The 12,454-nt window shown below is 59.6% G+C and carries 12 protein-coding genes and 1 pseudogene; 8 read left to right on the top strand and 5 right to left on the bottom strand.

Going from position 1 to position 12,454, the window contains the following annotated elements; all coding sequences use genetic code 11:
* The 4 genes and pseudogenes from GNF76_RS23665 to GNF76_RS23655 all read left to right on the top strand — a co-directional run.
* Positions 1 to 472: DUF1493 family protein (locus GNF76_RS23665; RefSeq protein WP_246211968.1), on the top strand; the 472-nt coding region annotated here is incomplete at its 5' end.
* 202 nt (positions 473 to 674) lie between these two features.
* A complete protein-coding gene (locus GNF76_RS23660; RefSeq protein ID WP_155585497.1) occupies positions 675 to 845 on the top strand; it encodes a YhfG family protein in 171 nt (56 codons plus the stop codon).
* A pseudogene (locus tag GNF76_RS29675) lies at positions 845 to 1,003 on the top strand (cell filamentation protein Fic); the annotation flags it as partial. The gene GNF76_RS23660 and the pseudogene GNF76_RS29675, both read left to right, overlap by 1 nt.
* A 145-nt stretch (positions 1,004 to 1,148) precedes the next feature.
* Positions 1,149 to 2,000 carry a DMT family transporter gene (locus GNF76_RS23655; RefSeq protein ID WP_155585503.1) on the top strand — a complete coding sequence of 284 codons (852 nt, stop codon included), beginning with the start codon at positions 1,149 to 1,151 and terminating at the stop codon, positions 1,998 to 2,000.
* A 255-nt stretch (positions 2,001 to 2,255) separates the two neighbouring features.
* Here the strand turns inward: GNF76_RS23655 and GNF76_RS23650 are convergent, their stop codons facing one another.
* The 3 genes from GNF76_RS23650 to GNF76_RS23640 form a co-directional block, all read right to left on the bottom strand.
* Positions 2,256 to 3,797 (bottom strand): phosphoenolpyruvate carboxykinase, encoded by a 1,542-nt coding sequence (locus GNF76_RS23650; protein ID WP_155585496.1) that lies wholly within the window; start codon positions 3,795 to 3,797, stop codon positions 2,256 to 2,258.
* A 179-nt stretch (positions 3,798 to 3,976) separates the two neighbouring features.
* Complete coding sequence (gene hslO / locus GNF76_RS23645) at positions 3,977 to 4,879, bottom strand: Hsp33 family molecular chaperone HslO (protein WP_155585495.1); 903 nt, start codon at positions 4,877 to 4,879, stop codon at positions 3,977 to 3,979.
* A 107-nt stretch (positions 4,880 to 4,986) separates the two neighbouring features.
* Positions 4,987 to 5,394 (bottom strand): RNA-binding S4 domain-containing protein, encoded by a 408-nt coding sequence (locus GNF76_RS23640; protein WP_178123521.1) that lies wholly within the window; start codon positions 5,392 to 5,394, stop codon positions 4,987 to 4,989.
* 297 nt (positions 5,395 to 5,691) lie between these two features.
* Between GNF76_RS23640 and rimB the strand changes: the two genes are divergently transcribed.
* Together rimB and rimK are read left to right on the top strand one after the other, a co-directional pair.
* A complete protein-coding gene (gene rimB, locus GNF76_RS23635; protein WP_155585493.1) occupies positions 5,692 to 6,174 on the top strand; it encodes a retropepsin-like aspartic endopeptidase RimB in 483 nt (160 codons plus the stop codon).
* Positions 6,171 to 7,076, top strand: coding sequence for a 30S ribosomal protein S6--L-glutamate ligase (gene rimK / locus GNF76_RS23630; protein ID WP_003187674.1), 906 nt, complete (start codon positions 6,171 to 6,173; stop codon positions 7,074 to 7,076). The genes rimB and rimK overlap by 4 nt, the downstream gene beginning before the upstream one ends.
* Positions 7,077 to 7,217: 141 nt before the next feature.
* Here the strand turns inward: rimK and GNF76_RS23625 are convergent, their stop codons facing one another.
* Both GNF76_RS23625 and ompR read right to left on the bottom strand, forming a co-directional pair.
* On the bottom strand, positions 7,218 to 8,531 hold the full coding sequence (locus GNF76_RS23625; RefSeq protein WP_155585492.1) for an ATP-binding protein: 1,314 nt from the start codon (positions 8,529 to 8,531) through the stop codon (positions 7,218 to 7,220).
* 115 nt (positions 8,532 to 8,646) lie between these two features.
* On the bottom strand, positions 8,647 to 9,387 hold the full coding sequence (gene ompR / locus GNF76_RS23620; protein ID WP_003213175.1) for an osmolarity response regulator transcription factor OmpR: 741 nt from the start codon (positions 9,385 to 9,387) through the stop codon (positions 8,647 to 8,649).
* A 357-nt stretch (positions 9,388 to 9,744) separates the two neighbouring features.
* On the opposite strand from ompR, the gene GNF76_RS23615 reads away from it, so the two are divergent.
* Both GNF76_RS23615 and GNF76_RS23610 read left to right on the top strand, forming a co-directional pair.
* Positions 9,745 to 12,069: a Tex family protein gene (locus GNF76_RS23615; protein ID WP_155585491.1), complete on the top strand. Its 2,325-nt coding sequence runs from the start codon at positions 9,745 to 9,747 to the stop codon at positions 12,067 to 12,069.
* Positions 12,069 to 12,452 (top strand): PaaI family thioesterase, encoded by a 384-nt coding sequence (locus tag GNF76_RS23610; RefSeq protein ID WP_155585490.1) that lies wholly within the window; start codon positions 12,069 to 12,071, stop codon positions 12,450 to 12,452. The genes GNF76_RS23615 and GNF76_RS23610 overlap by 1 nt, the downstream gene beginning before the upstream one ends.
* Positions 12,453 to 12,454 lie beyond the last annotated feature (2 nt).

Below are 12,454 nucleotides of genomic sequence, written 5' to 3'. Positions count from 1 at the left end.
AGGACTGGGGCTATTCTTCAGCCGAAACAAATACCGTCACCTGAAACCGGCACATTCTCCCCAACCATTCCTGCGTGCCGCCACCATGAAGCTCGCCCCCAACTTCCCCAATGACATCGTCATGCAGCAACTCCTGCAACTGCTGCACGAGGAAGTCGGCCTGCCCAGACACAAGACCCTCCACCTGGAAACATCCATCAACGTTGACCTGGACTGTAAGGGTGCGGATGCCAAACAACTCATGGATGCATTGGAGCAGGGCTTCGCCATCGACTTGGCCGACTATGATGCCTATCGCTACTTTGATCCCTACCGCTACTTCCAGCCAGCTGGTTACGACGTGTATTTCAACCAACGGGCCAAAGACCGCAGTAACAAAGTCCCGCTGACCATCGGCATGCTCTACAAAGCCATGAAGGACCGGCACTGGGATACACAGGCACTGGAAAACCTGGGCGAATACACAATCTAAACTGGGCGGGTGAAAAGTGCGGCATGGGTACCGGCGAATATTGAAGCCGTGCTGTGTGTTTATCGGGGGTTGGAGGCGATTTCTGAGCAGTGGATCAGTAGGCCACACCAGGATGCAGCCGCTGGTAACATTTCAACCGACATAGGCCCCATACGCAAACGCATTACGCCACAATTGAACCTCGCACCGGGAGGACGCTGTGATGAGCGAACTGACGGTTGAGCAAAAACAGGATCATTACGACAAGATCCGCCGTTCCAACTACCTGGCCAGCTTGCATCTGGAAGGGTTCAACACACGACCATCGGACGTCGACAAACCACTGCCGACCCGAGAAGCCGTCCTCGCCAAGTACCGCAACAGCCCACGCTGATGCTCGACAAATACGGGGCGGACCAGGATCCCTACTGCTACCCCGGTAGCAGCGTCCTGCGTAACCGCCTTGATCTGCACGACGAAGAAAGCCTCCACGAGGCCGAGCGGGAATTATCCGAAATTGCCGTCGGTAACCTTCGCCTCTACTCCCCTCCCTGAGTGCACAAAGCACTCAACCACAATGAAGATCAAAAACTGTGGGAGCCGGGCTTGCCCGCGATGAAGCCAGAACGGCCAACACACCTATAAACTGATACACCACAGCTCTCAAAAATAATAAGGACCTTACATGGACGTACTAATGGGCCTGCTAGCCGCTCTGCTCTGGGGTGGCACGGACTTCCTCGTCGGCCTCAACGCCCGAGCCGTAGGCGTCAAACGCGCGGTGTACTTCGGTCAGGCCTTGGGCTTCATGATCATGACTCTGCTGTTAATCATATTCCCTGCCTTCCTCATCAAATCCCTAGCAGCGCCTTTGAGTGTCTGGATTTTGGGCGCCGCAGCTGCCCTGCTGACCGTCTCCGGCGCACTTGCCCTGTCCAAGGCCTTCGCCTTAGGCAAAGCGGCCATCGTCGCGCCTCTGGTGACCTCCTACGGTGTTGTCACCACCCTTCTGTCGTGGGCCAACGGCGAGCATATCAGCCTGACCCAACTGGGCTGCATCGCCCTGTGCGTAGTCGGCGTGATCCTCTCCAGCATCCACAAGGACAACGGCGTTCCCCACAACAGCTCCAATCGCTCCATCGCCTACGCCATGCTCGCCGCGTTGCTCTACGGCACCAGCTTCTGGCTGCAAGGCCGCTACACCTTGCCGACACTGGGTCCGATCACGATGCTCTGGCTCGGCTACCTGGTGGGCCTGTGCGTGTTGGTGATGATGGTACTCAAAGTCAAAGACGGCCTGAAAATTCCACCCCTGAAAAATTGCGCGACGCTGACCAGCGCGAGCCTGATGAACCTTGGTGGTTTCTCGGCATTCTCCTGGGGTGCTATGGCGGGGTCGGTTTCGGTGGTAACCGTGATCAGCACGCTGTCCGGCGGTATTGCGGCGATTCTGGGATTTGTGTTTTTCAAGGAGCGGTTGTCAGCGGTGCAAGTGACCGGCGTTGCGCTGGTGTTGATCGGCGCGGTGGTTTTGCACTGGGTGGACTAATCCTGCGCCCACAAAAAAGCCGCCCACAAGGGGTAATGCCAGTCAGTTAAGCGAACGCGGTGCTCAAGCCAGAGAAGAACGAATGTGGGAGCTGGCTTGCCTGCGATTGGATCAACTCGATATACCTGAAGTATCGAGGTGTCTGCATCGCAGGCAAGCCAGCTCCCACACTGAATCTGCTTCGGTTGCTGGATCTCCACTCCTTAACTGATCGGCATTACCCACAAGGGGCGGCTTTTTCACAACGACCGAGTCTTACAACTTCGGACCCGCCGCCTTGATCGCGTCGCTCACTTCAAACTTCTTGAAGTTCTCAACGAACAGACCCGCCAGCGCTTTCGCCGCTTCGTCGTAGGCAGCCTTGTCAGCCCAGGTGTTACGTGGGTTCAACAGGCCAGTCTCGACGCCCGGTACAGCCAATGGCACGTCCAGGTTAACGGTATCGAGGTGTTCGGTTTCAGCACCGATCAGCGCGCCGCTCTGGATCGCTGCAATCACGCCACGGGTGGTCGGGATGTTAAAGCGTTTGCCCACGCCGTAGCCGCCGCCGGTCCAGCCGGTGTTGACCAGGTAGACCTTGGAGCCGAAACCGCGGATGCGCTTGATCAGCAGCTCGGCGTATTCGCCAGCCGGACGCGGGAAGAATGGTGCGCCGAAGCAGGTGGAGAAGGTCGACTTGATGCCGCTGCCCGAACCCATTTCAGTCGAGCCCACCAGAGCGGTGTAGCCGGACAGGAAGTGGTAGGCCGCTTGCTCTTCGCTGAGGATCGACACGGGCGGCAGTACGCCGGTCAGGTCGCAAGTCAGGAAGATCACAGCGTTTGGCTCGCCACCGAGGTTTTTCTCGGAACGCTTGGCAACATGCTCCAGCGGGTAAGCGGCGCGGCTGTTCTGGGTCAGGCTGACATCAGCGTAGTCGGCGTGTTTGGCATCGTCGATCACGACGTTTTCCAGCACCGCGCCATGCTTGATGGCTTTCCAGATAACCGGCTCGTTCTTCTCGGACAGGTCGATGCACTTGGCATAGCAACCGCCTTCGATGTTGAACACCACACCCTCGCCCCAACCGTGCTCGTCGTCACCGATCAGGTAACGGCTTTCGTCGGCGGAGAGGGTGGTCTTGCCGGTGCCGGACAGGCCAAAGAACAGGGTCACGTCGCCCGCTTCGCCAATGTTGGCGGCGCAATGCATCGGCAGGACGTCAGCGGCCGGCAGCAGGAAGTTCTGCACCGAGAACATGGCTTTCTTCATCTCACCGGCGTAACGCATGCCGGCGATCAGTACTTTTTTCTGGGCGAAGTTGAGGATCACGCAGCCATCGGAGTTGGTGCCGTCGCGCTCTGGCACGCACTCGAAGTTGGCAACGTTCAGCACTTGCCATTCTTCACGACCGGCCGGGTTGTACTGGGCCGGGTTGATGAACAGGCAACGACCGAACAGGTTCTGCCAGGCAGTCTGGGTGGTCATCTTCACGGCCAGGTAGTGCTCTTCGGCAGCACCTACGTGAACGTGGGAAACGAAATGCTCTTGCGCGTTGTTGAAAGCCTCGACGCGAGCCCACAGGGCGTCGAACTTGTCGGCCGGGAACTTGCGGTTGATCGGGCCCCAGGCGATGGCTGCCTGGGTGGAAGGCTCTTCAACGATGAAGCGGTCGACCGGCGAACGGCCGGTGCGGTGACCGGTTTCTACGACCAGCGCGCCAGTATCGGCAAGCACGCCTTCACCGCGCTGCAGGGCTTCTTTGACCAGATCGTCAACACTCAGATCGGTGTATACGGCGTTATTGGCTTGCGTCATGAGGTTCCCCGTCGGCCAGTGGCCGAGTGCTCCAAACGTTTTGTAGTAGAAAGTTGCGCACTACTACCGCGAAAAAAGTGGGCCGGATTATGCCAGAAAAGCCCAAAAAGAGTAGGGCCCTCCCGTCAGAACTGCGCTAATCCGGCGTTTGTCAGGTGAATTACCTGTGCTTAAACGTTTTAGTGGCGGGTGCCCGAAGGGGTGTCGACACCTGCCCCGGCGAACAATTGAGCGATATCAGCGGCGTCGAACAAGTAGCGCTGGTTGCAGAATTGGCAGTCGATTTCGATGTGGCCACCGTGCTCCACCACCAGATTCCTGGCATCTTCCAGACCCAGGCTCACCAAGGCATTGGCCGAACGCTCGCGCGAGCAGCTGCAACGGAAGCGCAGGCCCTGTGCGTCGAACAGGCGCACGGCCTCTTCATGGTACAGCCGATGCAGGATGGTTTCGTTGTCCAGGCCCAGCAGCTCTTCAGCGGTCAGGGTGCCGGCCAGGGCGGTCAGCTTGCGCCAGCTGTCGGTGCGTTCATCGTCGTCCTTGATACGGTCGGCCGGCAGTTGTTGCAGCAGCAGGCCGCGGGCGCGCTTGCCGTCGGCGTTGAGCCAGAACTTGGTGCCGACTTGCTGGGACATCACGAAATAGTTGGTGAAGCAGTCCGACAGGGTTTCGCCGTCGAGGTCGACGATGCCCTGGTAGCGCTGGCCTTCAGTCGGGTCGACGGTGATCGCCAGCACGCCATTGGCCATCAGGTCGGACAGGGTGGCGTCCGGGGTGATCAAGTCGGCGTCGTAACGGGCCAGGCCACGGATTTCGCGCTCACTGGAGCATTCGATCATCAGCATCGGGACCGGGCCTTCGGAACGGGCCTGCAGGATCAGCAAGCCATCGAACTTCATGGTACCGACCAGCAGCGAGGCGGCGGCCATCAGCTCACCGAGCAACTGAGCGACCGGCTCCGGATAGGGGTGCTTGGCGAGGACTTCGGCATAGCTACGCTCCAGGGCAACCAGTTCGCCGCGGGCGTCGCTGTCGTCGAAGATGAAGCGTTGGGTGAAGTCGGTATCCGGTAGATCAGTCATAGGTCTGGGTATCTGAATTGAAGAGTTTTAACGCGAAGATGCAACAGTTTATGAACAATCCGGGTTTGTTCCAAGCCAAGTGACGTCTTGGGCGATTACCGGTGACCTCAATCGTCGTTGCCACTGCCACGGAACTTGAACAGGTCCCGTCGTTGCTTCTTGCTCGGCTTGCCATCGGTACTGACGCCGAGAGATCCCGCCTTACGCATCGCCGCCGCGTTTTCGCGCTTGGCGATGCTGGCTTCGGTTTCGGCGTACAGCGCCTGGGCTTCAGGCGCCCCACGACGAACAATGGAGAGCGCCTGGACCACCACGGTCCGCTCATCAAAACCGACACGAATCTGGAACTCATCACCCAAACGGGGCTCCTTGCCCGGCTTGCAGCGCTCACCCCGGCAATGCACCTTGCCACTCTCAATAGCCGCCTTGGCCAGGGCACGTGTCTTGTAGAAGCGCGCCGCCCACAGCCACTTGTCCAAACGGACTTTTTCGTCCTCTTCCTGCTTTTGAGCCACTTGAATTCCTCGCTCTGAAAAATGCCGCAACTTTAACGTTGAAACCCTACGACGCATAAACCCTTGGGCTCACCTAAGATACGCCAGACATCACGCTGTTTCCGTGAGTTTCCCTTGAACCCACTGATTTACGAAGCCCGATAGATAACTGTCGCCATTTGCCGAATATTCTGCGTGAATACCGCGAAATCGGCGCGTCACCCTCCGTGACAGCTCAGGGATTGTCACAATCCTTGAGCAGTTGGACGTTACTGTCCTCGACGACTACGACATATTTCTGATTGCCGGTTATCCATATTGAAGACATTTGACCATTTGACCGTTGTCGGTCTGCGTGAGTGGGTGGCACTTCCCGAGTTGGGAGTGGCAGGCCTGCGCGCAAAAATCGACACCGGTGCCAGTACCTCCAGCCTGCATGCCACCGAGATCGAGCCGTTCGAGCGCAACGGTGAAAATTGGGTGCGCTTCACCGCGCACCTGGGCAGCGTGGTGCAACTGCGCCACCGGCGCTGCGAAGCGCCACTGGTAGCGATGAAAACCATCAAAAGCTCCAACGGCCAGGCGCAGGTGCGCTATGTCATCAGCACCACCCTGGCCCTGGGTGATCGGGTATGGCGGGTGGAGTTCACCCTCGCCTGCCGCAAAGCCATGCGTTATCGCCTGTTGCTCGGTTCCAAAGCCCTGATTGACGGCCAACTGGTGGTCAATCCAGGGCTCAAATACGTTCAAGACAAGCCGGTGTTCCCGGTCTCTACTACCTCTGCCACAGGTGTTGCATGAAGATCGCTGTGCTGTCGCGTAACCCGCGTCTGTATTCCACCCGTCGCCTGGTCGAGGCCGGCACCGAACGTGGCCATGAGATGGTGGTGATCGATACGTTGCGCGCCTATATGAACATTGCCAGTCATAAGCCGCAGATCCACTACCGGGGCAAGCCGCTGGAAGGCTTCGATGCGGTGATCCCGCGAATCGGCGCCTCGGTGACCTTCTATGGCTGCGCAGTGCTGCGCCAGTTTGAAATGATGGGGGTGTTTCCGCTCAACGAATCGGTAGCTATTGCCCGTTCCCGAGACAAACTGCGCTCGCTGCAGTTGCTGTCGCGGCGCGGTATTGGTTTGCCGGTGACCGGTTTTGCTCACTCCCCCGATGACATTCCCGACCTGATCGAGATGGTCAACGGTGCGCCACTGGTGATCAAGGTACTGGAAGGCACTCAGGGTATCGGTGTGGTGCTCTGCGAAACCGCCACGGCAGCCGAATCGGTGATCGAGGCGTTCATGGGCCTCAAGCAGAACATCATGGTCCAGGAATACATCAAGGAAGCCGGTGGCGCGGATATCCGCTGCTTCGTGGTAGGCGACAAGGTGATTGCGGCGATGAAACGCCAGGCCAAGCCGGGAGAGTTCCGCTCCAACCTGCACCGAGGCGGCAGCGCCAGTCTGATCAAGATCACCCCTGAAGAACGCATGACTGCACTGCGGGCCGCCAAGGTCATGGGGCTGAGTGTGGCGGGGGTGGATATCTTGCGCTCCAACCACGGGCCATTGGTGATGGAAGTGAACTCGTCACCGGGCCTGGAAGGGATTGAGACCACCACCGGCAAGGATGTGGCGGGGATCATCATTCAGCATCTGGAGAAGAATGGTGGACCGAATATGACGCGGACCAAAGGCAAGGGCTGAAAACACCCGACCTATAAAGCACCGCAAAACAAGTGTGGGAGCTGGCTTGCCTGCGATGAGGGCGGCACATTCAACAGCGTTGTTGACTGAGCCACTGTTATCGCAGGCAAGCCAGCTCCCACATTTGATTTCCGTTGTCGCTTACACCGCATCCCTCGGCAACATCAGCCCCAACGGCAAGCGCACCCGTGCCTCCAGACCGCCCTCGGTACGGTTGCGCAATTCAACATTGCCGCCGTGCATCGAAGCAATCCGCCGCACAATGGCCAGCCCCAGGCCCGTCCCCTTGCCACCTCGGGCACGGTCACCACGGGTGAAGGGGTTGAAGATGCCTTCCAGCTCATCGGGATCAATACCGGCGCCACGGTCCATGACGCTCAGCACCACATAAGGCGCGCTCGGGTCTCCTGACACGTAAGCCGCCACTTCCACGTCAGAACCCGCGTGGTGCAAGGCATTGCCGATCAGGTTGTTCAGCAGCCTTTTCATAGACACCCGACGCAACGCAAACGGCTGGATCGGTTCCAGGCGCATACGCACCTGCTCACCGTTCTGGTTGTACGGTGCCACCACTTCGCGCACCAGATCCGTCAGGTCGACCTCCTCCACTACCTCATCACGACCATCGCGGATAAAGGCCAGGAACTGGTCGAGGATCGCGTCCATGTCTTCGATATCACGAACCATGTCGTCGGTCAGGTCGGTGTGGTTGCCCATCAGCTCCAGGGAAAGCCGCAAACGTGTCAGTGGTGTACGCAGGTCATGGGACACGCCCGCAAGCATCAGCTCACGCTCACGCCCGGCCTGTTCGACGTCCTCGGCCATCTGGTTGAAAGCGCTGTACACCTCCGTCATTTCACTCGGCGTATCACTGATGGGCAGGCGCACACTGCGCCCCTGACCCAATTGGCGCGCCGCAAACACCAAGCGCTTGAGCGGTTGATTGAGCTGGCGCACAAAAATCCACGCCGATGCAGTTGAGAGCAAACCAATAGCCAGGAACCAGCCCAGCACGTTCCAGATCTTCTGCCCACGCAACGGATGCGGATACAGCGGCACTTTCAGCCAGCCATCCCCCAGGCTTGGCGCTCGGACCCACAATGCCGGCGACACATGCATACGCAGCCGTACCTCGGTGTCGTCACCCAGTTCGGCCTGCATCTGACGTTGGTAAATCTCACTGTAGGGCCAATGCTGTTCGCCTTCGGGCACACCAGCACCCACCACCCGGACAAGCGTCGCCGCCTTGGCGATCTTCTCACGGTTCTCGGGGTCCGCAGCCCAATAGGCGCGTAACGTCAGGGCGACGCCGTGGCTGTACTGTCGATCCACCAGCACGTCTTCGTTCATCAATAGATAAACCAGGGTCAGTGCCTTTGAAAAAAGAACGACGATCAGCACCAACCAAAGGGTGCGGGAGAAGAAGCTTTGCGGGAACCAGAGCGGGGTTTTCATAGAAGACAGCTAGACACCTTGCAGGAGCGAGCGGCGCTCGCAGAATTGCAGACGCCGGGCATCCAGTCGCCCCCAAGGGGCGAGCTTCAGAATACCCGGGTCTGCAAATCATCGATCACTTGGTCGCAGTGCCATCCGGCACAAATACATAACCCACACCCCACACCGTCTGGATATAGCGCGGTTTGGATGGATCCGGCTCGATCATCCGGCGCAGACGGGAAATCTGCACATCGATGGAGCGCTCCAGAGCGTCCCATTCGCGACCACGGGCCAGGTTCATCAGCTTGTCACGGGTCAACGGCTGGCGAGCGTTCATCACCAGGGCCTTGAGCACCGCGAACTCGCCGGTAGTCAGCATGTGGACTTCATCACCACGCTTCAGCTCACGGGTGGCCAGCGACAGCTCGTAGTCGCCGAAGGTCACGCTTTCGTCTTCGCTACCCGGAGCGCCCGGCACCGGAGCAGCCTGACGACGCAACACCGCCTTGACCCGAGCCATCAGCTCATCGGGGTTGAACGGCTTGGCCAGGTAATCGTCGGCGCCCAGTTCGAGCCCCTTGATACGACTCAGCTCATCGCCCTTGGCGGTCAGCATGATGATTGGAATCTGGTTGTTCGCGCCACGCAGGCGCTTGCAGGCGGTCAGGCCGTCTTCGCCGGGCAACATCAGGTCGAGTACGACCAGATTGAATACTTCGCGCCCCAGGAGGCGGTCCATTTGCTCGGTGTTCGGCACCGCGCGGGCACGATAGCCCTTGGAGTTGAAAAACCGTTCCAGCAGGCTGCTCAGCCCCGGATCGTCGTCAACGATGAGAATTTTTTCGCCTTCAGCAGTTTGTGCAGTGCTGCTCATTAGATGCTCCTCTTATCTCGGCGCGCATTATGGCGTAGCTGCCGTTATACGCACCGAGTGCATTGTTAGCAGATTTTTCCTCTACCGCCAGCGAACCCGAGCCCTACAACCAGCGGCGCAATCCCCCCAAGAGTAGAACGCTGGTTATAATGCGCCGCCTTTGTGCAGGGCAACGTCAGATCATTACTGTTTACTGCAGGGCATCTTTTTTTCGCGCCCTTGCAGTGATTTTCCGATTTCGAGGGTCAATAGGCAGCCTCTTGACCCAGGTAGCGGCGCCAGTCGGGCCGCTCAACCAGCCTCGCAGGGCCTTGTTTTCCGGGCCCGCGAGCTGCTTTCAGAATTTCAGGTGGTTTTATGGACAGCATCAACAGCCGCATCGCCGAGGAACTCGGTGTACGCCCACAACAGGTCGAAGCGGCCGTCGCCCTTCTGGATGAAGGCTCCACGGTGCCCTTCATCGCCCGTTACCGAAAAGAAGTGACCGGCAGCCTCGACGACATCCAGCTACGACATCTGGAAGAACGCCTGCGCTACCTGCGAGAACTCGACGAACGGCGCATCAGCATCCTCGCCAGCATCGAGGAACAGGGCAAGTTGACTCCACAACTTGAACGCGACATCAAGCTCGCCGACACCAAGACCCGCCTCGAAGACTTGTACCTGCCGTACAAGCAGAAGCGCCGCACCAAGGGCCAGATCGCCCTGGAAGCCGGCCTCGGCGAGCTGGCCGACGGCCTCTTCAACGACCCGTCCCTGGCCCCGGAAAGCGAAGCGGCACGTTTTGTCGATGCCGAAAAAGGCGTCGCCGACGTCAAGGCGGCCCTCGAAGGCGCCAAGTACATCCTCATGGAGCGTTTTGCCGAAGACGCCAACCTGCTGGAAAAACTGCGCAACTACCTGAAGCAGGAAGCCACCCTCAGTGCCCGCGTGATCGCCGGCAAGGAAGAGGAAGGCGCCAAGTTCCGCGACTACTTCGAACACGACGAACCGCTCAAGAGCATGCCGTCCCACCGCGCGCTGGCGATTTTCCGCGGGCGCAACGAAGGCATTCTCAGTTCCGCACTGAAAGTCGGCGACGAACTGCCGGGCACCATGCACCCGTGCGAAGGCATGATCGGTCAACAATTCGGCATCCAGAACCAGAACCGTGCGGCGGACAAGTGGCTGGGTGAAGTCGTACGCTGGACCTGGAAGGTCAAGCTCTACACCCACCTGGAAACCGACCTGCTGGGCGAGTTGCGCGACGGCGCCGAGACCGAGGCCATCAACGTCTTCGCCCATAACCTGCACGACTTGCTGCTGGCTGCGCCAGCTGGCCCACGCGCTACCTTGGGCCTGGACCCGGGCCTGCGCACCGGTTGCAAGGTTGCGGTGGTCGACGCCACCGGCAAGATGCTCGACCACGCCACGGTTTACCCGCACGTGCCCCACAACAAGTGGGACCAGACCATCGCCATCCTGGCCGCCCTGTGTGCCAAGCACTCGGTAGACCTGATCGCCATCGGCAACGGTACCGCCAGCCGCGAAACCGACAAGTTGGCTGCCGAGCTGATCAAAAAGTACCCAGGCATGCAGATGACCAAGGTTATGGTCTCCGAGGCCGGTGCTTCGGTGTACTCGGCGTCGGAACTGGCCTCCAAGGAGTTCCCGGACCTCGACGTGTCGATCCGTGGCGCGGTCTCCATCGCACGTCGCCTGCAGGATCCACTGGCAGAGCTGGTGAAGATCGACCCAAAATCCATTGGTGTCGGCCAGTACCAGCACGACGTGTCACAGCTGAAACTGGCACGCGGCCTGGACGCGGTGGTGGAAGACTGCGTGAACGCCGTGGGCGTCGACGTGAACACCGCCTCTGTCGCGCTGCTGGCGCGGATTTCCGGCCTCAACGCTACGCTGGCGCAGAACATCGTGACCCACCGCGATGAAAACGGTGCGTTCAAGACCCGTGCAGCGCTGAAAAAAGTCGCACGCCTGGGCGAAAAAACCTTCGAGCAAGCTGCCGGCTTCCTGCGGGTCATGAACGGCGACAACCCGCTGGATGCCTCGGCGGTTCACCCGGAAGCCTATCCGCTGGTGCAACGCATTGCCGCTGAAACCGACCGCGATATCCGCTCGCTGATCGGCGACGCGGCGTTCCTCAAGCGCCTGGACCCGAAAAAGTACACCGACGAAACCTTCGGCGTACCCACCATCACCGACATCCTGCAAGAGCTGGAAAAGCCTGGCCGTGACCCACGTCCCGAGTTCAAGACCGCCGAGTTCCAGGAAGGCGTCGAAGACCTCAAGGACCTGCAACCGGGGATGATCCTCGAAGGCGTGGTGACCAACGTGACCAACTTCGGCGCGTTTGTGGACATCGGCGTGCATCAGGACGGTTTGGTGCACATCTCTGCGCTTTCGGAGAAGTTCATCAAGGACCCACGGGAAGCGGTGAAGGCCGGTGACGTGGTCAAAGTCAAGGTCATGGAAATCGACATCCCGCGCAAACGCGTTGGCCTGTCGATGCGCATGAGCGACACCCCCGGCGAGAAAATCGACGGTGCCCGTGGCGCACGTCCAGGCTCGGCACCGCGCCAGTCGCAAAATACCGCACCACGCAAGGAAACCACCGCCGCAGCCCCGGCCAATAACGCCATGGCTTCGCTGTTCGCCAACGCCAAACAACTGAAGAAGCGCTAATGGAACTGCCAGCCGGCTTGACCCGCAGTGCTTTCAGCGACCTGATTGGCTGCCGCCTGCAAAGCCTTGAGCAAGGCGTTGCCGAGGTAGCCCTGACCCTGGAACCGCAGTTGCGCAACCGCGCTGGCAAACTCCACGGCGGGGCGATTTTCAGCCTGGTGGACATCACCATGGGCCTGGCGTGCTCCAGTTCCCATGGTTTCGACCAGCAGAGCGCGACCATCGAGTGCAAAATCAACTACATCCGCGCCGTTTCAGACGGTGACGTGCTGTGCACCGCCCGGGTGATTCACCCGGGCCGGCGCACCCTGGTAGTCGAGGCGGACGTGTACCAGGACGAAAAACTCGTCGCAAAAGCACAAGGGACCTTCGCTGTCCTATAGCT

The organism is Pseudomonas spelaei (genome assembly GCF_009724245.1).
GTDB classification, from domain to species: domain Bacteria; phylum Pseudomonadota; class Gammaproteobacteria; order Pseudomonadales; family Pseudomonadaceae; genus Aquipseudomonas; species Aquipseudomonas spelaei.
Note: the sequence above shows the minus strand (reverse complement) of the source record. Positions and strands in the feature narration are given on the sequence as shown.